This is a genomic window from Streptomyces sp. CT34 (assembly GCF_000805335.1).
Taxonomy (GTDB): Bacteria; Actinomycetota; Actinomycetes; order Streptomycetales; family Streptomycetaceae; genus Streptomyces.
Window position 1 is genome coordinate 6752552 of sequence record NZ_KN708638.1, and the last position, 22048, is coordinate 6774599.

The window sequence follows — 22048 nt, forward strand, 5'->3', positions numbered from 1 at the left end:
GTGATGAAGCGCCATGTCAGCGCGCCGAAATCGAGTGTTGCATCTGCCGAGACCACCATTTTGGAACGCTCAGTCACATCAGTGGCCTCCGGGAGAAGATCGACGCCGTCTGCGGGCGTCTGCCCTGGTAGGTCGAACCGCCGCCCGGCTGGACAGGGAGTCGGGGTGGTCCTACGAGAGCAGCCTGTCGGGCTCCCCGGGCCTGCTGGAGCGTTACCAGTAGTCCTACCGGCACGACATGAAGGAGGCCCGGTCCGTGTTGGACCGGGCCTCCTTCGCGTGGGGCTCCGGGCGACTTCACTTGGTTGAGCGTGGGAGAGCTTCGGTCAGGGCTCTCTGGACGAAGGCCCGTACGAGATCGGCGGCCTCGGCCGCGGCGACTTCCTTCGTCCAGCGAGTGCTGTGGCAGGCCAACATGAACCGGTACACGTCGTTGGTGTGCTCCAGCTCCCAGACATCGGGGTGGTTCCAGCAACATCCGTGTCGCTCGGTCTCTTCCAGATGGTTGCGGATCACGTCGATGCGGAAGCGGCGGGGGAGGGTCTGCTGCTCCAGGCACGCGCGGCACTCCAGGAGGTGCAGCACACTTCCTTCCCGGCGGAGGAATCTGACCCCTTTGCCCTCGAAGGTGTTGCAGCTGGCGCACAGTGGGCCTCGCACGTAGCCGTGGTCGTGGCAGTGGTCCCAGGTGAACGCCCGGCTCTGGCCGCAGAGCCGGCACAGGTAGTCGTCGGCGCGCATGGTGCGCCGTAGTGACTCATACAACGCGCCGCGAAGGTGGCCTTGGTAGCCCTGGTAGGCCACCCCTGAACATGGCGGGCATAACGTGACGTAGCCGTTGGCGGTCGGAGTCCGCCAGTCGCCCAGTGGAGGCCCCTGGGTTCCGCAGCCGGAGCAGATGCGGGCCTGGCTGACCAGGTCCGCTTCCAGGTGCTCCCAGCGGTCCAGCAGCTGCACGTAGGCGCGGGGGAGAAGCCAGTGTTGGCCGGACCAGGACAGTAGTCCGCGTGGCTTGGTGCCCGCGATGTTGTGCACGTGCGGCATGTCGCTGCGGGCCTCGATGAATTCAGTCATCGTCAGTCCGCCTGGCAGGCCGTTCTCTCCGATCTTCCGCCAGTCCTCGTCGTACCGGCGTTCTCGGTATTTCTTGTGGAAGGCGGCGTCGTACATCCAGGACCTCAGCTGGCGACGCCAGTCTGGGCGGCCCCATTCCTCCCGGCCGAGGTGGTCGCGGTACTCGGGAAGTTGCACCTCTACGAGGTCGGTGAAGTCGATGGGGGCTTCTGCGAGGGCACGGCCGGCGCGGCGGACGTCGCGTTCGTCGTACGTCCAGCGCGCCTTGTGCTTGTAGCCGCGCAGCGCCACGTCGCCGATGACGATGTGGCCGTGGTGGCGAAACAACTTGGTGCGGAGTAGGACGTCCGGCATAAGGGGGAGAGCACAGTTCCGGGTGAGGTCGGTGAAGGCGGCGTGGGCTGACTTCGGGCTGATGAGCATGGCCGGATGATGGCAGCGAGCTCTGACATCCGGCGCTGACCCTGGCAGCCGGTGGAGCGGGGTGCTGGTCCCGATGGCGTGCGAAGGTCGGAAAGGCGCCAAGCCAGGCTGGAATCCAGCCAGTTGGATGACTGTTCTTCCGCTGAGCATGACGTGGAACGCGAGACTCGCTCAGTCAGCGTGATCCGCCGGCTCTATGGTCGGCCGAGTCTTATGAGGGGTTCGCTTGAGTACGCACCATTACGTCCGAAGGCGCAGGCCGCCGGGTTCGTTCGACGCGGCGGCGGGTCTTTCTATCCTTAGTGTGCTGGCCACGATGTGGGTCTTCGGCGGAGGCCGGGACAGCGGTAAAGGCAGCGGGTGGTCCGTGCCGATGTGGTTGTGGATCGTGCTCACCGTGCTCCTCACCCTCATTGCTGCAGCCCTGTGCTACTTCCTGTGGGCCCGGGGCCGCAAGGAGACAGCCGCGCTCAAGGCGGCGGAGGAGACCGCTGAGCAGCAGCGGGAGCTTCATGCCCAGCAGCTGAGCCAGCTCAAGACCGTGACACCTCTGGCCACGCTCTTGGAGCTGAACCAGACGCAGATTGATGAGTATCACCGCATTGCCACCGATCAGGCAGATCGTTCGTTCCGGTCCTCTCAGCGGGCCATGGCGCTGGGGCTCCTGATCATCGTTGGGTGCTTCGCGGCCGGCTTGTACTTCACCGGAGGGGCGACGAAGGTTTTCGTGGCGGCGATCGCGGGGGTCGCTGCGGCGTTGGCTGCCTTCTTGAATCGTACGTATCTGCAGATGTACGGGCAGACCCTCAGCCAGCTCAACCGGTACTTCGAGCAGCCGGTCCTGACCGGCTACTACCTGACTGCCGAGCGGCTTTCTCAAGGGCTGAAGGATGATCCGGAGAGCGACATGCGCCGTCGCATCATCGATCAGGTGCTGGAGGCCAGTGCTCGGATGAACGGCGGGTACGGGTCCGCCGACTCCGCGGCGCGTTCGCAGGAACCGGAGACGTAGGGGGATTTCATGGTGAACAGGCATGCCCTCGCGTATGTGCGCGGCCTCGATATCGCTGACACGATGGCGCGGCGGGTGTTTTTGCTTTTGGTGGAGCGCACCAATGCTCCGGGTGACCGGTACCGGTTCGAGGATGTCCCGGAGATCACGGGGCTGGAGCTCCAGGATGCGGACATTCCGGTCCTCGCAGGGCGGCTCGGTCTCGATGTGGAGCGTTCCGCGAGCAGCTGCGTGGGCTGAAGCAGCACGTGCGGATGGACGTGTTCGAACACACCGATGGCGTCTGGGAGATCGTCTACGGGCGCCGAGGAACTGCTGGCGAGGCATTGATGGGCCGCTCCCGGCGGGTTGGCGCTACTGTCACAGAACTCCGACAGCAGATTTCTGCCTTCTCCGAGAAGGCGCGTAATGCCTTGGACGCACCGGATGGCACCTTCCCGTGACGCAGCTCCGCTGACCGGGTTCGCGCGGGCATGCTGGCGAGCCAACATGCTGTTGAACGCCCGAACTGCTACCCAGTTGGTCCGGGCAGTGCCTGCCCACCTTCCTGCAGCTTTCTACGGTAGGCCGGATGACTCTCAGGGGGCTTGCCTGGAGCTGGCAGTGAACGCTAACTACAGCGAGTGCTGCTTGGCCGCTCTGCGACCGTAGTTGTGCATCGGTACATACACCGCATCCACGGAGTTGCAGCGACCCAGCAGGAACGGACTCCACGCCATGACCACGTTCGTGGCGTTGCAGGTTTCCTTATGTGCTGGTTTGCGGGCATCGGGGAGGCTGGCTGCCGGCGCGGGCCTGTCTGATTCCCGAGGGATTGGGCACCGCGGGCGGCGGCGGGGGATTCCCGTTAACTGCATTGCCAGGTGAACATCGCTCGGTCAAAGCGGTGTTCGGCCAGATCTTCCGGACGTATGAGCCAGTAGAGGGTGCCGCAGTCGCCCCACATCATGTCGGCGTCGTCATCGGTGTCGAACTGAGTGAGCGGCACCCAGTGGAGTGCTTGTTCCTTGATGCGGGGGTCATTCCAGGGTGGATTGCCCAGTGCGCCGTGGGCAACTTCGGATTCCACATCGTCCTGTACCGGGTTGGCGTGGCCTCCGACGCGGTGCGTGGTGCCCTCGAAGTGGTCCCACAGGGATTCTTGGAAGTCCTCGTCCCACAGCGGGTGGCTCTCGGGCATCGGTGCGAACTCCTGGTAGACCGCAGGGTGCCAGAGGTACGGTGCCGTCGTCTCCACACGGGCCGTTAGTGGCACCTCGGGATACGGCTGGATCCCTTCCGGCGCTGCCCGCTCGACGACGCAGGCGTCCCCGGGTATGTACAGCACGCGCGCTCCCGCCCAGCTGTCGGGTTCGTCGGGCGCGACCATTGCGCAGCCGTCATCCAACTGCCCATCAAAGAAGAAGAAGGCCAGTGTGCCGTCCGTCGGCAAGGTGATGTCGAGCGCGGCGGAGGGGAGCATGGAGCAGTTGAGCGAAGCAATAAAGGAGAGGGGGCCGTGCCCCTCCCACGCCGGCCACTCCTCGTTCTCCGGCAGCTTCGGCAGGCCGCCGAGCTGGCCGATGACGGGGCCAGCATCCGTGTCTACCGACTTCTCCAGGCGCAGCCCTGGCCGCAGCAGGCCGATCCATCGTTCGGCGATGTCTGCGGGCAGGTGGGTGCGGGCGAGCGCGTGCAGGGTCTCAGTGGTGCTCTGCGTCATGGAAATGATGATGCACGGACCCACTGACAACACGTCGTCCGCGCCCGTGAGCCCGCACAGGCTGAAGAGGACTTGCGTTCCTCTTCGAGGTAAGCGCGTGGGCTGGATTGTGGGATGCCGATGCTGCTCTTTGAGGCGGCCGTGGTTCTTCGGTTACACGCAGCCCTCGCTCGTCGCCCGGTCCTTAAGGCGGGTGGCTACTGTGGACATGCAGGGCTCCTTGCTTGGACCTGGGCACTCAGTGGCCAATGACCCGGCAGGGCCGTGCACACGACGGGCGGGGGGAAAGTGCGCCATCATGCGAGAGTGCCTCGTGGCGACGGGGTGTGGCGTCGGTGACCGAGAAGACATCGACGAGTCTGAGGCAGCGGACGACTGAGGCGACGGACGGGAAATGGCACGGGATTACGACAGCCAGCTGCTGGAGTCGGTCGCGGTACGCCGACGCAGGATGCGAGATGCCCTGTTGTTCGGCGCGCAGCGGGGGCGGCGCACGGCTGACGAGCGACTCGGGAAGGTGTTCGCGGGGATCGCGATCACGGCTGTCCTGTGCGCGGGGTGCGTGGGATGGTCGTTCCTTCAGCACACGCTGGCCAAGCAGAAGGCCGAGCAGACGAAGCAGCAGCGTCAGGTGCAGCAGTACGAGCGGCCGGCAAAGCCGGAGAAATCGTAGAACTCCGCAGATCCAGAATGTTTTGCTGTATCCCACCGGAAAATGCGCGATGGATTCTCGTAACAGGAAGCAGAGTTCCCTGAAGCCGGGCAGGCGGGGGCTGGCAGGATGGGCATGTCCAGTTGACCCAAGAGTCCTCAACACCGCGATGATAGGTTCCCGTAAGTGGTGAGCAGAACAACGACCTCCCAGGCGCAACTAAGCCGAGTGACCTTGATCGGCGAGCGACGCCGGGCCGACATCGTCCTGCTCTCCGACACCCCAATCGGGCAGCTACTCCCGGACATCCTTCAACTGCTTGACGACCGGTCTGCATCACAGCCGATGACCCGGCAGTTGATGACAGCCGACGGCTCCGTCCTGCCGCACGACAGCACGCTGGCGTCGGCCGGGATCACCGACGGCGCCGTGCTCCGGCTCGTCAGGATGCACTCTGCGCCGCCCGCCCCGCTAGTACACGACGTCACTGACGAGGTGGCTGACGATCTCGATCTGCGGGCTTGGCGCTGGCGTCCCGCTACGCGCCGAGCCAGCGCGGGCATAGCGTCCATCGCCTTCATGGTGATCGCTGCGCTGCTCGCTCGCAGTGAGTTCGCACTCGGTGCCCTGACCGGTGTTCTGGTAGCTGTCACGGTCGTGCTGGTGGTTGCTGGTGCGCTCGTCGCCAAGATCGGGCGCGGCAACCGGGGCCTGGCGGCGGCGCTCCTGCTTGCCTCCGGTGGACTCGGGATTCTCGCCGCGTGGACGGCTGCCGATGCGTACGGCTGGCCGGGAACGGCGCGGCTCGCTGCGGTTGCGGGCGCGCTGGTGGTGACGCTTGCGGCCCTCGGCTACTTCTCACCGCTCGGTAAGGGCGGGCTCGTGGGCGCGGCGACGATCGGCGTGCTCGCCCTCGCATGGGAGGCCGTTGCCGCTGTTCAGAATGATCCCTCCCGGCTCGGCGCGGTGATGGCAGTCGTGTCTTTGGTGCTGCTCGGCGTGCTGCCGCGGCTGGCCCTGATGGCCTCGGGGCTCACCGCGCTCGACGATGGCCGCGCGGGCGGCGTCTCTGTCAGCCGATATCAGGTGGGTACCGCGCTGGCGGCGACGCACCGCGGTCTTGCCCTGTCGACGATCGTCACCGCGGTCTCGGCGACCTTCGCCGGCTGGCTGCTCACCCAGGCCGAGAAGCCGACCGTGTGGACCGTGGCCTTGGCATCGCTCGTGATCGTCGTGCTGGTATCGAGGGCGCGGGCTTTCCCGCTGGTCGCCGAGGTCGTGGCGCTGCTCGCTGCCGCGTCGTGTCTTGTGGTGCGCCTGGTGGTGTTGTGGATGGAGCATGCAGGGGGCGCTGGACCGCTCGTCGTGCTGTGTGTGGCAGCGGTGCTGCCGCTGCTGGTCTTGGCAGTGGAAGTGCCCGAGCATGTGCAGGTGCGGCTGCGGCGCGTGGCTGATCTGGTCGAGTCCGTGGGCATGGTGGGGCTGTTCCCGCTCGCCTTTGGTGTGTTCGGTGTGTACGGGCAGCTGCTCAACCAGTTCTGAGTCGATGTGCAGGCGCTCCCGGGCGGGGCAGCAGGGTAGAGGTGAAGGGCAGGTATGCCGAACGGAAACGGCTGGCAGGGCGATGTCCTGCGCGACCTGACAGGCGGCGCCCAGCCGGGCACGCACAGGCCCGGCGACCAGGCGTACCGCAGTTCCGCGCAGAGCCCAGTTCTGCCGACGCAGAGTTTCCCGGCGTCGGGGGGTGGTACGCCTCAGCACGAGGGCGTCTCGTACCAGGGGCGCCAGTACGGGGAGCAGCAGACGTCGGCAGTCTCCCCTCAGCAACCCCAGCCGCACCGTGTTCCCGAATCCCAGTCGGTTGTGGACGACAGGCTGGTCGGCGTGGTGCGCCGCAAGCCGCAGCACGGTGAGTCATTCACGGCGCGTGCCGTACGCGCTGTCCGCGGCGCTCTTTCCTCGTCGGCCGCGCGTGAAGTAGCCGCGGCCACCCAGATCGCCGGGACGCTCCAGCAGCCTGTGACGACGGGTCGACAGATCGCCGTCACCTCCATCCGGGGCGGCGCCGGGAAGTCCACCGTCGCCGCGCTGCTCGGCACCACATTCGCGCACTACCGCCAAGACCCGGTCCTCTTCCTGGAAGCCGATCCGGCACTGGGCTCGCTGCCGCTGCGGCTCGGTGCCCAGACGCTGCGCTGGACCACCAGCGATGTCGCCGACATCGTCAAGCCGGACATGTCACTGCTCGACGTCACCGGCTATCTCGTCCAGCTCCCCAACAACGCCTGGCTGCTGCCCGCGAGCCAGGGCCAGATCGGCGCAATGCTGGACAGCCGCGCGTACGAGCAGGCCGTGGTGGCGCTGCGCCGCTACTTCGGGGTGATGGTCATCGACTGCGAGACGCTGCCCGCCGAAGTCGCCCGGGTCGCGCTCGCCGCCGCCCACGGCCGTGTTCTGACCACCCCGGCCACGCCGGAAGGCATCACCAGCACGTACTCCGTGCTGCAGTGGATGCAGGGGTTGCCCCGGCAGGTGATCGCCGGCACGGCCGTGGTGCTCACCGAACTGGTGCCGCACCAAGGAGTCGACCTCGACGAGGCTACCCAGCAACTGAAGTCCACCGGGGCAAGCGTCCAGGTCCTGCCGTACGACCGGCACTTGGCGGCCGGCGGACCGGTCCACACCGAGTTCCTCGCTCCGCCGACCAGGCAAGCCACCGCGCGCATTGCTGCGGAGGTCTTCCAGCTCTCCCAGAAGCGTTACTGACCGATGCTGTGCCCGATCGTGAATGACGGACGACGACGATGAGTACTCGACTGATCCACCGCCCGGCCCGGACCACCCGGCCCCCAGCCGCCTCCGAGGCGCGCATCATCGAGGCCCCGCCCAACCTCCCCGAGGGGAAGGCCGGCAACATCGCGATGTCGCTGCTGCCCGTCGCCGGCGTCATGTCGTCGGTGGTGATGATGACGGTGGTGCGCAACAGCCAGTTCGCCGGGCTGGGCGCGATCATCCTCGTCGTCACCGTCATCGGCTCCGTCGCGCTCGTCTTCTCACAGCGCGGCAAGGCCCAGCGCACTCGCCGCACCCAGCGCGAGGCGTACCTCGCATACCTGGAGGACTTGCGCGAGGAGCTCGCTGCCGACGAGCGCGGGCGTCGCGAGCGCGCCGAGCTCCTCAACCCGCCGCCACCCGCCCTCTACGACATCGTGCGGGACCCGGCTCGGCTGTGGGAGCGCCGCCGCACCGACGGCGACTTCCTGAGCGTACGGGTGGGCACCGGTGAGATGCCGGTGCGCGAGATGCAGGTCGCCCAGCAGGGCTCGTCGGTCCTCACTCCGCCCGACCGGTTCATGCTCAACGAGGCGTCGGCGCTGATGGGTCGCTTCCGCACCGGCACCGATCTGCCTCTGACCGTCCCGCTCGACCGCGTGGGCAACATCAGCGTCATCGGACCGCGCGAGGACTGCCTGCGCGTCGCACGCGCCCTGCTCGTCCAGGCCGCCACGATGCACGCCCCCGACGATGTGGCGATGGCCCTCGCGGTGCCCGGCGAACGGCTCGCCGACTGGGAGTGGGCCAAGTGGCTGCCGCACCTCCTGGACACCGAGCAGCTCGACGGCCCCGTCGCCGCCCGCCGAATAGCACCCTCCGCCCTCCAGCTCGCCCGGCAGCTCGGCCCGGAACTGCGCCGCCGCGCCTCCTACGCCGCCGAGGTGCGCCGCGGCCTGTCCGGCAACGACGCCCTGTCGATGACCTCCCGGCTACTGGTCGTCGCCGACGGACACGGCGACGACGCCGTCGACCTGCCGCGTCCCGACGAGGCGGTCGGCCTGCGCGAGATGGGGGTCACCGTCCTGCACCTGCTGGAGCAGCGCGTGCAAGAGCCGGGGCATGTGGGGGTCCGGATCACCATCGATGGCGACCAGGTGGTCATCGAGGACCTGCGCGGGCCCGAGCCGATCGGTGCCCACGGCACCGCGGACGACGTGACCATCCCGTTCGCCGAGGGCCTGGCCCGGATGCTGGCGCCGCTGCGCCTGTCCGCCGAGTCGCTCGCCGACGCACCCTTGACCGGGCCGATCGACTTCGCAGACATCCTCGGCATCGACGACATGGCCCGGCTCGACCTCCCACACCTGTGGGCACCCCGGAGCGAGCGAGCCTTCCTCCGCGTGCCGATCGGCCTCAACGACGCGCACGAGCCGGTGCTGTTGGACCTGAAGGAGTCCTCCGAGCTCGGTATGGGCCCGCACGGACTGTGCGTCGGCGCCACCGGCTCCGGTAAATCCGAACTCCTGCGCACCATCGTCCTTGCCTTGGCGGCCACGCACCCACCCGAGGACCTTTCCCTCGTCCTCGTCGACTACAAGGGCGGCGCGACCTTCGCGCCGTTCGCCAACCTGCCGCATGTTGCCGGCGTCATCACCAACCTGGAGAACCAGGCGGGCCTGGTCGAGCGCGTCCACGCTTCCCTTGCTGGCGAGGTCAAGCGGCGCCAGCAGGTCCTCAAGGACGCGGGCAACATCGCCGACATCGGCCACTACACCGCGCTGCGCGCCAACGGGCGGCCCGACCTGGAGGCGCTGCCGCACCTGTTCGTCATCATCGACGAATTCGGTGAACTGCTCACCGCCAAGCCGGACTTCATCGACCTGTTCCTGTCCATAGGCCGCATCGGCCGCTCCATCGGTGTGCACCTGCTGCTGTCCAGCCAGCGCATCGAGGGCGGCCAGCTCAAGGGCCTGGACACCTACCTCTCCTACCGGCTCGGCCTGCGGACCTTCTCCGCCGACGAATCCCGCACGGTCCTGGACACCACGGACGCCTTCCACCTACCGCCGATACCCGGCTTCGGCTACCTCAAGGTCGACACCAGCCACTACGACCGCTTCAAGGCAAGCTACGTCTCAGGCCCCTACCGCGGCCCCGTACAGCGTTCCGAGGACGAGGACACCGGTCCTCTCGCCCTGCCCTACGACACCTTCAACACCGCAGCCGACACCCAGGATGCGGACGCGGCCGAGCCGACGATGCGCCGCCGCGAGACCGGACCGACCGAACTGGCCGTCATGGTCGAGCAACTGGCCAACGCCTCCGGCGCGGTGCGCCGCATCTGGCTGCCCCCGCTGCCCGACGCACTCGCCCTGGACAAGGTCGCCGGCCCCCTGGACGTCGGTGCGCGCGGTACGCAGCTGGCCGGGCGCCGCGGCCCGCTCGAAGTCCCGCTCGGACTGCTCGACGACCCCACCAAGCAGTGGCAGGGCCAGTGGTACCTGGACCTCACGGTGGCCGGCGGGCACGCCGCCGTCATCGGCGGCCCCCAGTCCGGCAAGACCACGCTCTTGCGCACCCTCGTCCTCTCCCTCGCCCTGACCCACACCCCACGCGAGGTCGGCGTCTACGGTCTCGACCTCGTCGGCGGCGGCCTGGCAGCCCTGTCAGGTCTGCCGCACGTCGGAGGCATCGCCGGCCGCGCCGACCGCGAACGCGCCGCCCGCACCGTCGAAGAAGTACGCACCATGCTCGCCGCCCGTGAGGACCTCTTCCGCGAGCACGGCATCGACTCGCTCTCCCAGCTGCGCGACCTGCACGCGGAGGGCCGGCTGCCGCAGCTGCCCTCCGCCGAGATCGTCCTCGTCATCGACGGCTTCGGCGCGCTGCGCGACGACTTCGAGGAACTCGACGACGACATCACCGACATCCTCAAACGCGGCGGCGGCTACGGCGTCCACGTCGTCGCCAGCATGCTCCGCTGGAACGACGCCCGCATCGCCGTCCAGTCCAACTTCGGCACCCGCATCGAACTACGGCTCAACGACCCCAGCGAATCCAGCATCGACCACAAACTGGCCGCAACCCTCTCACCCGACGAGCCCGGCCGCGCCCTCACCAGCGGCAAGCTCTTCGCACAGGTCGCCCTGCCCCGCACCGACGGACTCACCGATGCCGCCGACATTGGCGCGGTCCTGGAGCGGACGACCCGCACGATCCGCGCCACCTGGAGCGGCGACGTCGCCCAGCCCGTACGGGTACTGCCGCACCTCCTGGAGCCCCACCTCCTGCCAGGCCCGGGCGCTGAACCACAGCGAGTGCCCATCGGCTTGGACCAGATGGCACTCCAGCCTGTTCTGCTCGACTTGTTCCAGCATGACCAGCACCTGCTGATCATGGGCGACAGCGAATGCGGCAAGACCAACCTGCTCAAGACCATCGCGAGCGGTCTCATCGAGCGGTACAGCGAGGACGAGCTGGTCTTCGCCATCATGGACCCCCGACGTAGCCTGCGCGGCGCGGTCCCTGAGGAATTCAACGGCGGCTACGCCTACAACGCCAAGCTGTGCGCGGGCCTTGCCACCGGCATCGCCGATGTCCTGGAAAAGCGGCTGCCCGACGACAGCACGCGCCCCCAGGACCTGGAACCCGGCAGCTGGGGCGGCGGTCCGCGGATCGTGGTCCTCGTCGACGACTACGACGTGCTGACCACCGCCGGCCAAGAACCACTCGCCCCGTTCCTGCCGTACATCCCCTCCGCGGTCGACATCGGCCTCCACTTCGTCCTCACCCGCCGCGTCGCAGGCGCCTCCCGCGGCCTCTACGAACCCCTCGTCCAGAGCCTGCGCGAGTCGGGCTCCTCAGCCCTGGTCATGGCGGGGGACCGCGGCGAAGGACAGCTGTTCCCCGGCGTCTACGCCGCCCAACAGCCCCCCGGCCGCGGCGTCCTCATCCGCAGAGGCCAGTCCAACCGCCTGATCCAGACCCTGTACTCCCCGACGTGATGAGCCGGCAGCCTCTCCCGCGCACGCATGCGCACCAAGAGCAGCCAGCGGTATCCATGCCACGAACGCGAAGGACCGGACGACCCCATGACCAAGGACGTCATCGCCCTCACCCAGCGCATGCCCGACCCGGGGGCCATACTCACCGGGCTGCTCTCCGGAGGCCCCGACAAACTGGTGGACACCAGGGGCGAGGGCGCCGTCGTGCGCCTGTGCGACAGTGAGGGCCGACCGCTGGTCTCCGTCGAGGCGCCGCTGCTCGTCCAGGTCCCGGGTGAGGCGGAGCGGCTGCTCGGAGCCACCGCGCCGCCGGTGCCGTACTGGTGGACCGAGGCCCGCGCCACCACCGGCGTCGAAGAGGCCGAGCGCCTTGCGGGTACCTTCGCGGCTCGTCTGGCGGCCTTGGCCGACGGCTCCACCTGGCCGCCCGAGGCCGCGCGCTCTTTGGCTGTGGTGGAGACCGACGGCGTGAGTATCGCGCCCACACCCGCCGCGGAGCAGCCCGCCGTCGATGTCCTCACCGACAAGGTCGCCGTCGTCATCCAGGACCGCCCGGTTCTCGCCATGACCGCCTGGCTCTCCGACGCCTTCCAGACCGCCGCCACCGCCGAGCTCGGCCTCCAAGTCGTCACCCCGCCGGGAACCACGCTCTCCCCGGCCGCACGTGACAGCCTCAGTATCTGGCCCTCCCGCTGGGTCGTACGCGACGAACGCGATGGCTACTACGACGGGCTGACCGGAGCCGTACTGCGCTGGCAGGACGGCATGTTCGCCCCCGTACCGTCGGCTGAGGCGACCGCGGACGACCCGCGGACCCCGGTGGCCGCTTCCTACAAGGAGGTCACGGTCACCGGCGAGCGTCAGCTGGCCGTGACGTTCCGCACCGTCCACCCCGCAGGCGAAGACTTGGTGCTCGGCGGCGCGCTGGAGACGACCTGGCGTGAACTGACCGGTGCGCCCCCGGCCGGGTGGGGAACCGCGGAACCCGCCAACCTCCCCTGGTCGCCGCGCCAGATTACCGACCTTGCGCGTGAGCGGGCGCCGGAGCCGACCTGGGCCGTGGCGGTCGGCAGCCCGGATCGGCCCGGCCTTGCCACGGTGCGCATCAGCCGTACGAAGGCGGGTGTGGAGGAAGATGTCACGCTGATGTTCGGCTACGGCCCCGACGAGCAGCCGCCGGTGGAGGCCCTGCCCAGGGTGGCGGAGGTGCTGGCCACCCGGCATCGCCTGCAGTCGATGCTTGTCCAGCTCCGCAAAGCCCGCCGCGACCTGGCGGTGTCGCCCCGCTTCGAGGGCCCGGGCGTCCCGGTTGCTTTCGTGCTCGGCGCGGAGGAGGTCCGCCAGATGCCCGATGACCGCGCCCGACGCACCCCGCTGTCCCAGCCGCCTGTTCCTCTCGGTCCGAAGACCCGCCCTGCGATGTACTACGCATTGCCCGGCGATCCGTCGGACCTGTCGGGCTGGCAGGACTTCGAGCGCCTGATGCGGCATCTCAAGGGCGAGTAAGGCCCCTGGAGCGGGGTCGTCGCCACCCCACGCTGAGCCGTTGTCACACCCTCGCCATAGCATGGTGTTTACGGATTGCGGCAATGACAACGCTGTTGATAGGCATGTCCGTACATACGATCGTCAAGTCCGCGGGGGGAGCCCGATGAAGTTCGACATGGGAGCGCAGACGCTCTCGACCTTGAGGTCGCAGTCGCAGGGATCGAGCACGGAACTGGGGACGTTGATCCACCAGCTCGTCCAGGCAGCCCAGCCGTTGGAGGGCAAGTTCAACGGCGCGGGCAAGGCCGCGTTCGACTCGTTCAAGTCGCACGCGGACGAGATCACGGCGGAGCTGAACAGTGCGCTGGCCGCGATCGTGGGCGGCCAGTCGGGCATGGAATCTGCCTTCGGCTCCGGTGTTCAGGAGCAGGCCGACAACGCCCGGTCGCAGATGTCGGCGGCGAACTTCGACGCCGCCCGCTTCTCGGGCCGCTGACAGCCCGATCGCGGAAGAAGTACTCAAGACCCCAGGGGGAGTGATTGTGATGGCTGCTGGCATGGACCGCCGCTCGTATGACTCGGGCGCATCGGCGGAAGCACAGGGCAACATCCAGGCGGTGATCGCGCGCCTGGAGCAGGTGATCGCAGCGCGTGACGCGCAGGTCAAGCAGGCGATGGCGGACTTCACGGCCGACGGTGTGGCCGAGGAGTACCACGGCAAGGAACTGCGCTGGAACCGCGCCTCGCAGGAGGTCAAGAACATCATCCACCTGCTGAAGACCACGCTGGAGAAGAACGACGCCACCGCGCACCAGACGCTCGCACGCGCGAAGTCCGCGGTCGACAACATCGGCTGAACCACCTAGGCGCATCAGCGGGAGGAGTGGTCCTCCGCAGTGCGCCAACGCGTTGCCGACCGCAGAAGGCGGTAGCGCAGCGCGGGGTGTGGTGGCGGTGATGGTGCAGTAGAGAGAGGAATGCGGGGGCGTTTATGGCGTCGTGGGACATTCAGCCGCAGGGAGTGCAGGGCCAGTTGAAGGTCGTCGGCGCACATGCCGAGGACCTGGGGGACGTCCTGAGCACGCTGTTGGCGGATTTGCGGGAGGCGGCTGAGGCGGCGGGTACGGCTGTGCCAGGCTCGCAGGCAGCCGCGCCGCCGCACGGGCCCGTGATGCCGGCACCCACGCTAAAGGGACCGACGGGCACGCCCGTGTTGTCGCAGAGGTCGTCGGGGCCGGTTGCCACGGCTCTGGTTCAGTACGCAGCGGGCCGCAGCGAGGTCTTCAAGGCGATGGCCGATCGTTGCCAGGCCGCCGTCCTGGGCGCGGCCAAAGCCACCAATGAGTACGTCCAGGGCGACCTGGAGGCGGCGAAGAACGCCCAGAGCGCCGCTCGGAACCTGCAGTTGGATGCGCTCAAGGACTTCGGGGGGAAGCAGAGATGAGCGACGACGCGCCGGTCGACCCGTTCGAGGTGCCGGTCTTCACCGGTGATCTGGACCTTCTCGAAACGAAGGTCAAGGCGCTGTCCCATGGCGGCCCCAAGGTCGAGACTGCCGGCTCGGACGTCCACAAGTCCTTCGGTGGCCTGTCTGCCTTCTACAAGGCGCCCGAGGCGGAGCAGCTGTTCGGCGTCACCAAACCCGTGGCGGACAAGGCCCGCGAGGTCGGCCACGACATGAGCGTCATCGCCGGCGCCCTGGGCACCTACGCCCGCGAGGTCCGCCCGCTGGTCAAGCAGCTCCAGCAACTCAAGCAGGACGCCGCCGACTTCCGCCACAAAGTCGACTCCAGCGACGACGACTGGCGTGAAGACGGCGACCTGACCGACGAGAACCTGGCGCGTCGCAACAAGATCGCCGAGGTTTGGGCTGCGTTCCAGGCAGCTGAGCGCGACTGCCACGCCAAGATCGTCGGCCTGGTCGGCGGCAAGGCCCTCCACGCCATCGACGCCTCCCACCCGACGGGGTACGGCTACGACGCCGAAACCCTCAAGCAGTCCAAGAGCCTGCCGTGGGGTGAGGCGGTCGAGGAATCCGTACCCTGGTGGAAGGTGTGGCGGCACGCCTACGACTTCGGCAAGGGCGTCTTCATCGACGGTGCGTGGGGCAGCATCAAGGGCCTGTTGACCCTGTTCGGCTGGGAGGGCTCGGAGGCCGCCGGACAGGCATGGCTCGGCCTGGCCAAGCTCACCACCACAACGTCGCTCATCCTGGCCATGCCCGGCTTGGCCGCCCCCTACTTGATGACGCCAGGGCACATGATGCCTTCCTGGTTCCGGGACTCGCGTACCGCGATGCTGGAGACCGGTAAGGCGTTCGTGGCGTGGGACCAGTGGGAATCCAACGGCTCCAGGGCCGCCGGGGCGGTCACCTTCAACGCCATCACCGCGATCATCACCCGTGGCGGCGGCGCCGCCGTCGAGGGCGCGAGCAAGGCCGGCGTGGCGATCAGAGCCGTGTCGATGGCCGGGAAAGTGGGCGAGGTCATCGACCCGATGACCTACGTCTTCAAAGGCGCAGGCGCCGGCATCTCCAAGATCGGCGACGTCATGGCCCACCTCAAGAACGCCGGCCACCTCCAGGTCCCGAAGATCTCCGAAGGCGCATATAGCCTCCCGGAAGGCGCCGCCAAGCTCGCGGACGGCACGGTGCAGCTCCCCAAGGGCACCGCAGTCCCGGACGGGGCGACCAAGCTCCCTCACGACAGAATCAGGCTGCCCGAGGACACCGTCACCCTCCCGCCAAATACGGTGAAGGACCCCTTCACCGGGAAGTACACGAGCGGCAGAGGCGACCTCTACAACGAGGACGGCAGCCTCTTCCAGAAAGCCGAAGACGCCCCCAAGGGACAGACCACCACACCGGCCACCGGAGTGGACAACCCGCGGACCGAGACCCCGGCCCGCCAGGAGCAGCCAGTCCTGGCCGGCGTTGGCGGACGCGGCGACGACATCACACGCGTCGGCTCGGAGATCTCCGACCCGGGCCGCGTCGGCGAAAACGTAGGCCACGGCAGCACCAGTTCGGGCGCCAACACCCTCACGGGCCGCGCCGGCGACCATGGCACCCCAGGTGGCAGTGCGGGCAACCGCATGCCTACTAGCAGCCACACCCCGGGCGGCGACGGGAGCACCCACCACACCCCGGGTACTGGCGGACTGGATAACTCCAGAGGTGGCGCAGGCCACGCCACGGAAGCAGGCGGCGCGGGCACCGGTGGTCATGGCTCCAGCGACGGCCCGTCTGTCCCGCACCAAGGCGATGGTCCCGTCGGCGCCGGAGGTGTGGACGACCTGGGCCATGCGGGTCACGACGCGATTGGTGACGGGTCGGTTCCACACGAGCCCGAGAGCCCGATCCTCCCTGGTGGGTCCGAACCCAGGCCGGACGGCGCTCGTTACGTCGAAGAGCCTGCCCCAGAAGATGTCCAGGCGGCACGGTTCTACGATGAGATCCGAGCCAACCCGAATTCCTTGGACATCGGGAGTATTTCCGAGAACACTGGTGTTAGCACTCAGGTGCTCGATCGTGTCCGTACCCACTTCTTCCTCACCAAGCACGTGGTTGCCCTTGCTCCTGGTGATGTACGGTTGGCGTATTTCACGCCCCGCAGCGACCTAGCTGAAATTTGGCAGGCGGCCAGTCAGCGCAGCTTGAGTCCTCAGGAAGCGATGAAGTTCGAGCGTTACATCGCACATGAATACGTGGAGAGTCACCTGATCGAGGCGGGTATACCATACCTGCGTGACGAGCCGCACCTTTGGCAGTATTTCCGTAACGAGAGTGAATCCGGCTACTATCGTGACTGGCCTAAAAGGCCGAACGATGCGGGCGCCCACGAGCTTGCGGCGAACGAGAACCGGGGCGGCTTCAACCACTGGCGCGGGCTGGGCCTTGAGGTCCCAAAGGTCGAACTGGCGCCCAATCTCTCCAACATCGACGAGGTGATGGCGGCCCTCTTCCAAGAGCTGCGATCGAAGGGAATTGAGCTGAAGTGACCGACCGGACATCATCTCCCATGCTGGATCGTCTTCGCGCGGTGGAATGGATGGGGGATTGGGACTATGCATTTGGTCATGTCATGTCTCGCCGCGTCTTGTTGCGTGAGTATTTGCGGCGGGCGGCCCTGTGGGCCCAGGTCTACTCGGTTGAGAGTGAGTGGCCTTTCTTTGACGTTACTCAATATGTGGACCCGGAATTTGACCTTCCCTTGAAACTAGCTTCAGAGCTTGAGGAATACCTGGGTCATGTGCCCAGCGGGGCTGTCAGGCGCACTTGTGTGGGTGCAGTGCGTCTGGCAGAACTCCGGGCACAGAACCCGACCGCGGTTCCCGATCTCCCTGATCTCTACGAGCCGTTGGTCCTCTTCTACGAGCGCGGCGGGGAGTTTGTCCGTGACAACGCCGGTTTCCTCGATCTGACAGGGGCGCTGTTTCGGCCGGGAACTCTGCAGGGCCATCTCGGCACCACGCCCCTCAGCGCGCTCAGCGACACCGTCCTCAATGCCGTCGACGCCGAAGGGCGCGTCTCGTACTACACCGCAGCAGATGGCCAGGGGCCGCTACTGAGGCGTCGTGAGCTGCGAGACGAGCAGTGTGACGAGCTGTTCACCCGGAACCTCCGGTGGGAGCCGACAGACCAGGTCCCAGGCTCCACGGGGGACATGAAGGATGCAGGCTTGGTCGAGCTCGACGAGATCGAAGCGACCAACCTCATCGGGGCGATCGTGGCCAACTCTCCTCGGTAGCAGCGGTGGGAGTCGGGAGAAGCGGCAAGCCTGCCGACCGTGTCGTCAGGGCTACCGCTCTCCTGACACTGCAATCTCACCGCGTTGTCAACCCGCAAGCGGCGAAGCCGGAAGAATGGACGAGTTCCCCACGTGACACCGAAGCGGTGCGGGTGGTGCGGCACGGCTTCCTGTTGATTGATAGCGGGACTGCCGAGCGCCTCACCGAAGGATTCCAGGACAGCGGGGAAGCTGAAAGTGTGCTGGCCGTCTTCGGCATGGCACTGAGCGAGGCGCTTCTGCAAACCAGGCTGTCACCCGTTGGAAAGCCGCCGAGCTGGAGTAGGCGACGAACGCCGTCACAGGCAGAGCCGTTTCCGTGGATGGGTCTGCGCGAGCATCTTGCCCACGTTCAACAGGCAGATGACCGGGATTCTTGCTAGTTTCGGCCCTTCGCCAAGGGGGTCCGATGTCGTCTTCTCTGTCCGCCAACGTCCCAGCAGATCTGCGAGTCGAGCCGGTTGATGACGTACTCGACGAGGTTGAGTGCGCCTTTCAGACGGAACTGGATCGGGGGTCCCTGGTGTGCAAGCGGCGGTCGCTGGGGGCACGTACAGCTCGTGGCACGTGGGTGCGGGTTGAGAGGCGCCATTTCGACAAGATCGGCAGCCAAGGCTGGAACGGCACCGAATGTGCTGCCCTCCTGGATGGAGTGGCAAAGCCCCAGTGGCACCGAGGCGTTGCGTGGCGACAGCCTGGGGGCGGCGTAATGTGGCGGGCCGATGAGACAGACCTCCTGCCCGGTGCGCCGGTCGGCAGCAGTGTCCTGGCCGCCGACCCTGTGCTGTCGGACGACTGGTGGCAGGCGTTCAATGCGTCGTTGGATGCCCTGGCCAAGCAGCACACGAGCCGTGTCGCCACGCCGCACACTGTGACGATCACGCAGAGCGGTGTCGCCGCGGCGATCCACCGCTTTCTCCCCGGCGGTGTCGACACGACGGTGGAACGGTGGCTGCCGGCACATGCGGATCTCAACTGGGCGAACGTGACCGGGCCGGAGTTCTGCCTGTTCGACTGGGAGGACTGGGGTTTGGCCCCTCAAGGGTTGGATGCCGCGTCGTTGTGGGGCAACTCCCTTGCTGTCCCGGCTCTGGCTGAGCGTGTCCGTCACGAGCGGCGCGACGATCTGGAGAGCCGGGATGGCAGGCTGATGACCTTGTTCGTCTGCGCGAAGATCCTGGCTCCGGACGCTCACCCCGAGGACCCTCGCCTTGAACCCGCACGCCTTATGGCCGCGCAGGTCGCGGAGGACCTTCAGAGCGGCTGATGCTCTCGCTGTTCGCAGAGGAGACGACGGTAGGTACAGAGCTTCCCCGTTGGCCTCCTACCGCAGGGCATCGGCGAGTTCTCCGAGGTGGGTGGGGCTGTCCATGCCGACGGATCCTTTCCACCTGTGGCAGCCAGTAGGCCACACGGAACGTGGCCTGTACGGGCGACAGGTCGTCGTGCGGCTCCTGGATGAATCCCGTGGGTCCAGCTTGCCCCACAGCGGCTGCGTCGCACCGCCCCGAAAGGGTTCATGCCCCAGAGCTGGCCCGGTCGAGGTCCCAGCTGACTGGCCGGCCTATGCCAGTTTCAACACGAGTAGCAGGCTGCCCAGTACCACGAGCGGGGCTCCCATGGCGCGCAGGCAGCCCGGACGCGCGTTGATCGTTGGCACGTACGGCGTCTCCACGCGGCCGTTTCGCCACAGCATGTCGCGGTGCCGCTCAGCTGCCTTGCGCTGTACTCGCGTACACCAGTGCCGGACGAATCCGCCGCAGTCGATGAGCAGAACGACGCCAATGGCTATGTATGCCAGCGCGAGCCCAGTCCCCATGTCGACAGCATAGGTCCACAACAGCCCCCTTAAGCTGGAAACCAGATCGAAGATCAAGGAGCGGCAGTGCGAATAGAGCGTCACCGAGTCGGCGAGGCAGCGGTTTCGGCAGCGCATACAGACTTCGCGAGCCGGATCGGGGGGCAGGTCCGGTCCATGTCGAGGGGTGGCCGGATGGCCACATACGAATGGCAGTACCTCGCGGAGGAGTTCCTCGACTACCTCGGCGCCCTCTCCGTCGAGACGCCCGATCTCCACAGCCCGGAGGCCAAAGCGGTCCTCCAGGACGCCACGGAGGCCGCGGCCGGCGCTGTCGCGTACGCGGCCTACCACCCGCACTGCTCCTTCCACATCATGCTCAACTACGTGAACTTCGGGATGAGCTACCAGCCCGACGACGAGGACCATGCGCAGGAGCGAGTCACCCCTCAGGAATGGATCGATGCGTTCTGTCTGGCGATCCTCTCGGACAAGGCCGCATGGCATGGTGAAGCCTTCCACTTTGCCCGTATGAAGTTCAGCGGGAACACGGCGGGCATCCCTGCTGTCGAACTCATCAATGGCTTCATGGCCTACGTCCTCGGCGACATAGGCGACGACAACGCGAACTACCCGCCGAGCGCGCAGCAAAAGCTCGCCGCCATCGACGCTGCAGTGGCTCGGATCCGGAGCCGAGGAGAGGAGAGCGGCGAACGCCTCCTCGACCACCCGCATACCGTGGGACTGAGGACCCTGCGCGCCCTGGCCGCCGACGACCGGGAAGCCTTCGACTCTGGACTGAGCGCCCTCCTGCTCCCGCACAGCGCCCTTCCCGGACCCGGCGCCCGGCCACGCAGCCTTCTCCCGCTCCTTCCGATCGCCGTGGCCGCGCTCGCGTACCGGACCCTGGGCTGGGCGCCGGCTCTCCACACCGACTACCTCCCGCGCGCTCTGGTGACCGGATTCGAGACCCCCGGCCCACGGGTCGAGGGCCTCGGCCGCAACCGGCGTTCGGACGCAGTCGCCGCACTGGCCTCCGGGCCTCTCGTGGTCGAGCGGCCCGACCGCGCTTTGCCCATGCACCCGGAGGGCGAGGCCCTGTTCGAGCAGCACACCCGGGAAGCCATCACCCCCGTGGACGTGAAACCCCTTGCCGTATGGCCGGTCGCGAGCGCCCTACAGGATCAGGAGATCCTCTTCAAGACACGCGCCTCCCACTCCGACGACGTCACCGACGCCCAGCTGGCCAACCTGCGCCTTGCCTCCCAACTGGGGGCGGCCCTGTTCCGTATCGCCCTGGCCGATCCGGGCACCGAGGCCGAGGTAACGATCGACGGCCGCACGCTCCGCTACCCGGCCACCCGGGACGAGAACACAAGCCCCGGCCACTGGGAGGTCGCCGTCAACTTCGCCCTGATCACCGGCGCACGCGAGGACCTCGCCCCGCTAGTCCTCACCGGCCCCACTTACAGCGTCAAGGACAGCTCCGCATTCGCCGCCTACCGCGTAGCCCTCCACGACTACCTCAGAGCCGCCGACCCCGAGCCAGCAACCGAGGAGGCCCTGCGGGAAATCGAGAAGGCCAAAGACTGGGGCTTCTTCCCACCGCCCGCGGTCCTCTTCTCGCAGCTCGTCGACGGCGACGAGGAGAGCTTCAACCTAGCTTTGGCCGACGCCCTCGAAGCGCACCGCGACCACTATCGGATCGCTGACCGCGCGGATGACTGCGACGCTGCCATCAACCTCGACATCCTGGCCCTGACCTGCCACGCCCGCCGCAAGGGCTGGAACATCCAGGTTACATCCCCCTACCTGCCGCAACGCCTGCTCTAAGCGGGACGCGTTGTTGCGTGACGTCAGCGCGTCGTCCCCGAACGCTGACACTGTGGCGTTGGTCGCCAGTGTCGATCAACGGCACTCCGCCAAGCTATCGCCTGCTGCAGGACGGACAGCTGCTGCCTGAACACGAACAGCGAGCTGATGTCGAGAGAGCTGAGCCTGAGCGCCGGAACTGGCCCTCACGGCCACCTCGGGCGCTCAACTCCCGCTCTTTCAGGATGACAATTGTGCATCCAGTGGCTTTGTTCACCGGCTGCGTCAGCGGTTGTACATGGGCTTGGGAGGCGCCCGGATCCACGGGCGGGTGATGTTCACGAGTTTTGTCAGCGCCGGGGTACTTGCCAGGACAGCATCGGGGTGTTCCCGGTGAAAGGTCCTGGTTATGCCGCAGATGTCGAAGGTCGAGCTGTACGCGGCGATCTGGCGGGACCACCGGGCCGGCATGACGATGCGGGAGCGGGAGCGGGCTGACACCTGCCGGTCCTGGCTCCGCC

18 protein-coding genes are annotated in these 22048 nt (G+C 67.3%); 15 read left to right on the forward strand and 3 right to left on the reverse strand.

Going from position 1 to position 22048, the window contains the following annotated elements; genetic code table 11:
- Positions 1-297: 297 nt before the first annotated feature.
- Positions 298-1497, reverse strand: coding sequence for an endonuclease domain-containing protein (locus RZ84_RS29500; protein ID WP_043267256.1), 1200 nt, complete (start codon positions 1495-1497; stop codon positions 298-300).
- A gap of 304 nt (positions 1498-1801) precedes the next feature.
- Between RZ84_RS29500 and RZ84_RS29505 the strand changes: the two genes are divergently transcribed.
- The 3 genes from RZ84_RS29505 to RZ84_RS39285 are packed head-to-tail and all read left to right on the forward strand — an operon-like array spanning position 1802 to position 2952.
- Positions 1802-2509: a TRADD-N-associated membrane domain-containing protein gene (locus RZ84_RS29505; protein ID WP_157878944.1), complete on the forward strand. Its 708-nt coding sequence runs from the start codon at positions 1802-1804 to the stop codon at positions 2507-2509.
- Between the two features lie 9 nt (positions 2510-2518).
- Positions 2519-2749 carry a hypothetical protein gene (locus RZ84_RS29510; RefSeq protein WP_043267260.1) on the forward strand — a complete coding sequence of 77 codons (231 nt, stop codon included), beginning with the start codon at positions 2519-2521 and terminating at the stop codon, positions 2747-2749.
- 14 nt (positions 2750-2763) lie between these two features.
- Positions 2764-2952, forward strand: coding sequence for a hypothetical protein (locus tag RZ84_RS39285; RefSeq protein ID WP_157878945.1), 189 nt, complete (start codon positions 2764-2766; stop codon positions 2950-2952).
- A 404-nt stretch (positions 2953-3356) separates the two neighbouring features.
- Here the strand turns inward: RZ84_RS39285 and RZ84_RS29515 are convergent, their stop codons facing one another.
- Complete coding sequence (locus RZ84_RS29515) at positions 3357-4211, reverse strand: YwqG family protein (RefSeq protein ID WP_043271185.1); 855 nt, start codon at positions 4209-4211, stop codon at positions 3357-3359.
- Between the two features lie 394 nt (positions 4212-4605).
- Here RZ84_RS29515 and RZ84_RS29520 point away from each other — a divergent pair, with 394 nt between their 5' ends.
- The 11 genes from RZ84_RS29520 (at position 4606) to RZ84_RS29570 (ending at position 19184) form a co-directional block, all read left to right on the forward strand.
- The gene (locus RZ84_RS29520) at positions 4606-4884 is read left to right on the forward strand and encodes a hypothetical protein (protein ID WP_043267261.1); all 279 of its coding nucleotides are present in this window, start codon (positions 4606-4608) and stop codon (positions 4882-4884) included.
- Between the two features lie 165 nt (positions 4885-5049).
- Positions 5050-6405: a type VII secretion integral membrane protein EccD gene (eccD, locus tag RZ84_RS29525; RefSeq protein WP_043267263.1), complete on the forward strand. Its 1356-nt coding sequence runs from the start codon at positions 5050-5052 to the stop codon at positions 6403-6405.
- Between the two features lie 54 nt (positions 6406-6459).
- Positions 6460-7629 carry a MinD/ParA family ATP-binding protein gene (locus tag RZ84_RS29530; protein ID WP_043267265.1) on the forward strand — a complete coding sequence of 390 codons (1170 nt, stop codon included), beginning with the start codon at positions 6460-6462 and terminating at the stop codon, positions 7627-7629.
- 38 nt (positions 7630-7667) lie between these two features.
- Entirely contained in the window at positions 7668-11642 is a 3975-nt protein-coding gene (locus RZ84_RS29535; RefSeq protein ID WP_043267267.1) for a type VII secretion protein EccC, read from the forward strand.
- 87 nt (positions 11643-11729) lie between these two features.
- Positions 11730-13148: a DUF6177 family protein gene (locus RZ84_RS29540; RefSeq protein WP_043267269.1), complete on the forward strand. Its 1419-nt coding sequence runs from the start codon at positions 11730-11732 to the stop codon at positions 13146-13148.
- Positions 13149-13293: 145 nt separating this feature from the next.
- Positions 13294-13626: a hypothetical protein gene (locus tag RZ84_RS29545; protein ID WP_043267271.1), complete on the forward strand. Its 333-nt coding sequence runs from the start codon at positions 13294-13296 to the stop codon at positions 13624-13626.
- 49 nt (positions 13627-13675) lie between these two features.
- Entirely contained in the window at positions 13676-13987 is a 312-nt protein-coding gene (locus tag RZ84_RS29550) for a pore-forming ESAT-6 family protein (protein ID WP_043267273.1), read from the forward strand.
- A 134-nt stretch (positions 13988-14121) separates the two neighbouring features.
- The gene (locus tag RZ84_RS29555; RefSeq protein WP_043267276.1) at positions 14122-14574 is read left to right on the forward strand and encodes a DUF6507 family protein; all 453 of its coding nucleotides are present in this window, start codon (positions 14122-14124) and stop codon (positions 14572-14574) included.
- Entirely contained in the window at positions 14571-17129 is a 2559-nt protein-coding gene (locus RZ84_RS35290; RefSeq protein WP_052230240.1) for a hypothetical protein, read from the forward strand. Before RZ84_RS29555 ends, RZ84_RS35290 begins: the two co-directional genes overlap by 4 nt.
- A complete protein-coding gene (locus RZ84_RS35650; RefSeq protein WP_063772717.1) occupies positions 17126-17878 on the forward strand; it encodes a hypothetical protein in 753 nt (250 codons plus the stop codon). The genes RZ84_RS35290 and RZ84_RS35650 overlap by 4 nt, the downstream gene beginning before the upstream one ends.
- Positions 17879-18326: 448 nt before the next feature.
- A complete protein-coding gene (locus RZ84_RS29570) occupies positions 18327-19184 on the forward strand; it encodes a hypothetical protein (protein WP_043267280.1) in 858 nt (285 codons plus the stop codon).
- Positions 19185-19481: 297 nt separating this feature from the next.
- On the opposite strand, the gene RZ84_RS29575 is transcribed toward RZ84_RS29570, so the two are convergent.
- Positions 19482-19793, reverse strand: coding sequence for a hypothetical protein (locus tag RZ84_RS29575; RefSeq protein ID WP_157878946.1), 312 nt, complete (start codon positions 19791-19793; stop codon positions 19482-19484).
- Between the two features lie 117 nt (positions 19794-19910).
- On the opposite strand from RZ84_RS29575, the gene RZ84_RS29580 reads away from it, so the two are divergent.
- Positions 19911-21548: an immunity 49 family protein gene (locus RZ84_RS29580; protein WP_241777912.1), complete on the forward strand. Its 1638-nt coding sequence runs from the start codon at positions 19911-19913 to the stop codon at positions 21546-21548.
- The last annotated feature ends 500 nt before the right edge of the window (positions 21549-22048 follow it).

What these genes read in the sequence shown, in the direction of transcription:
- RZ84_RS29500 (WP_043267256.1), bottom strand. Translation starts at nt 1,497, where the DNA reads ATGCTCATCAGCCCGAAGTCAGCCCACGCCGCCTTCACCGACCTCACC.
- RZ84_RS29510 (WP_043267260.1), top strand. Translation starts at nt 2,519, where the DNA reads ATGGTGAACAGGCATGCCCTCGCGTATGTGCGCGGCCTCGATATCGCT.
- RZ84_RS39285 (WP_157878945.1), top strand. Translation starts at nt 2,764, where the DNA reads ATGGACGTGTTCGAACACACCGATGGCGTCTGGGAGATCGTCTACGGG.
- RZ84_RS29515 (WP_043271185.1), bottom strand. Translation starts at nt 4,211, where the DNA reads ATGACGCAGAGCACCACTGAGACCCTGCACGCGCTCGCCCGCACCCAC.
- RZ84_RS29520 (WP_043267261.1), top strand. Translation starts at nt 4,606, where the DNA reads ATGGCACGGGATTACGACAGCCAGCTGCTGGAGTCGGTCGCGGTACGC.
- RZ84_RS29530 (WP_043267265.1), top strand. Translation starts at nt 6,460, where the DNA reads ATGCCGAACGGAAACGGCTGGCAGGGCGATGTCCTGCGCGACCTGACA.
- RZ84_RS29535 (WP_043267267.1), top strand. Translation starts at nt 7,668, where the DNA reads ATGAGTACTCGACTGATCCACCGCCCGGCCCGGACCACCCGGCCCCCA.
- RZ84_RS29540 (WP_043267269.1), top strand. Translation starts at nt 11,730, where the DNA reads ATGACCAAGGACGTCATCGCCCTCACCCAGCGCATGCCCGACCCGGGG.
- RZ84_RS29545 (WP_043267271.1), top strand. Translation starts at nt 13,294, where the DNA reads ATGAAGTTCGACATGGGAGCGCAGACGCTCTCGACCTTGAGGTCGCAG.
- RZ84_RS29550 (WP_043267273.1), top strand. Translation starts at nt 13,676, where the DNA reads ATGGCTGCTGGCATGGACCGCCGCTCGTATGACTCGGGCGCATCGGCG.
- RZ84_RS29555 (WP_043267276.1), top strand. Translation starts at nt 14,122, where the DNA reads ATGGCGTCGTGGGACATTCAGCCGCAGGGAGTGCAGGGCCAGTTGAAG.
- RZ84_RS35290 (WP_052230240.1), top strand. Translation starts at nt 14,571, where the DNA reads ATGAGCGACGACGCGCCGGTCGACCCGTTCGAGGTGCCGGTCTTCACC.
- RZ84_RS29570 (WP_043267280.1), top strand. Translation starts at nt 18,327, where the DNA reads ATGTCGTCTTCTCTGTCCGCCAACGTCCCAGCAGATCTGCGAGTCGAG.
- RZ84_RS29580 (WP_241777912.1), top strand. Translation starts at nt 19,911, where the DNA reads ATGGCCACATACGAATGGCAGTACCTCGCGGAGGAGTTCCTCGACTAC.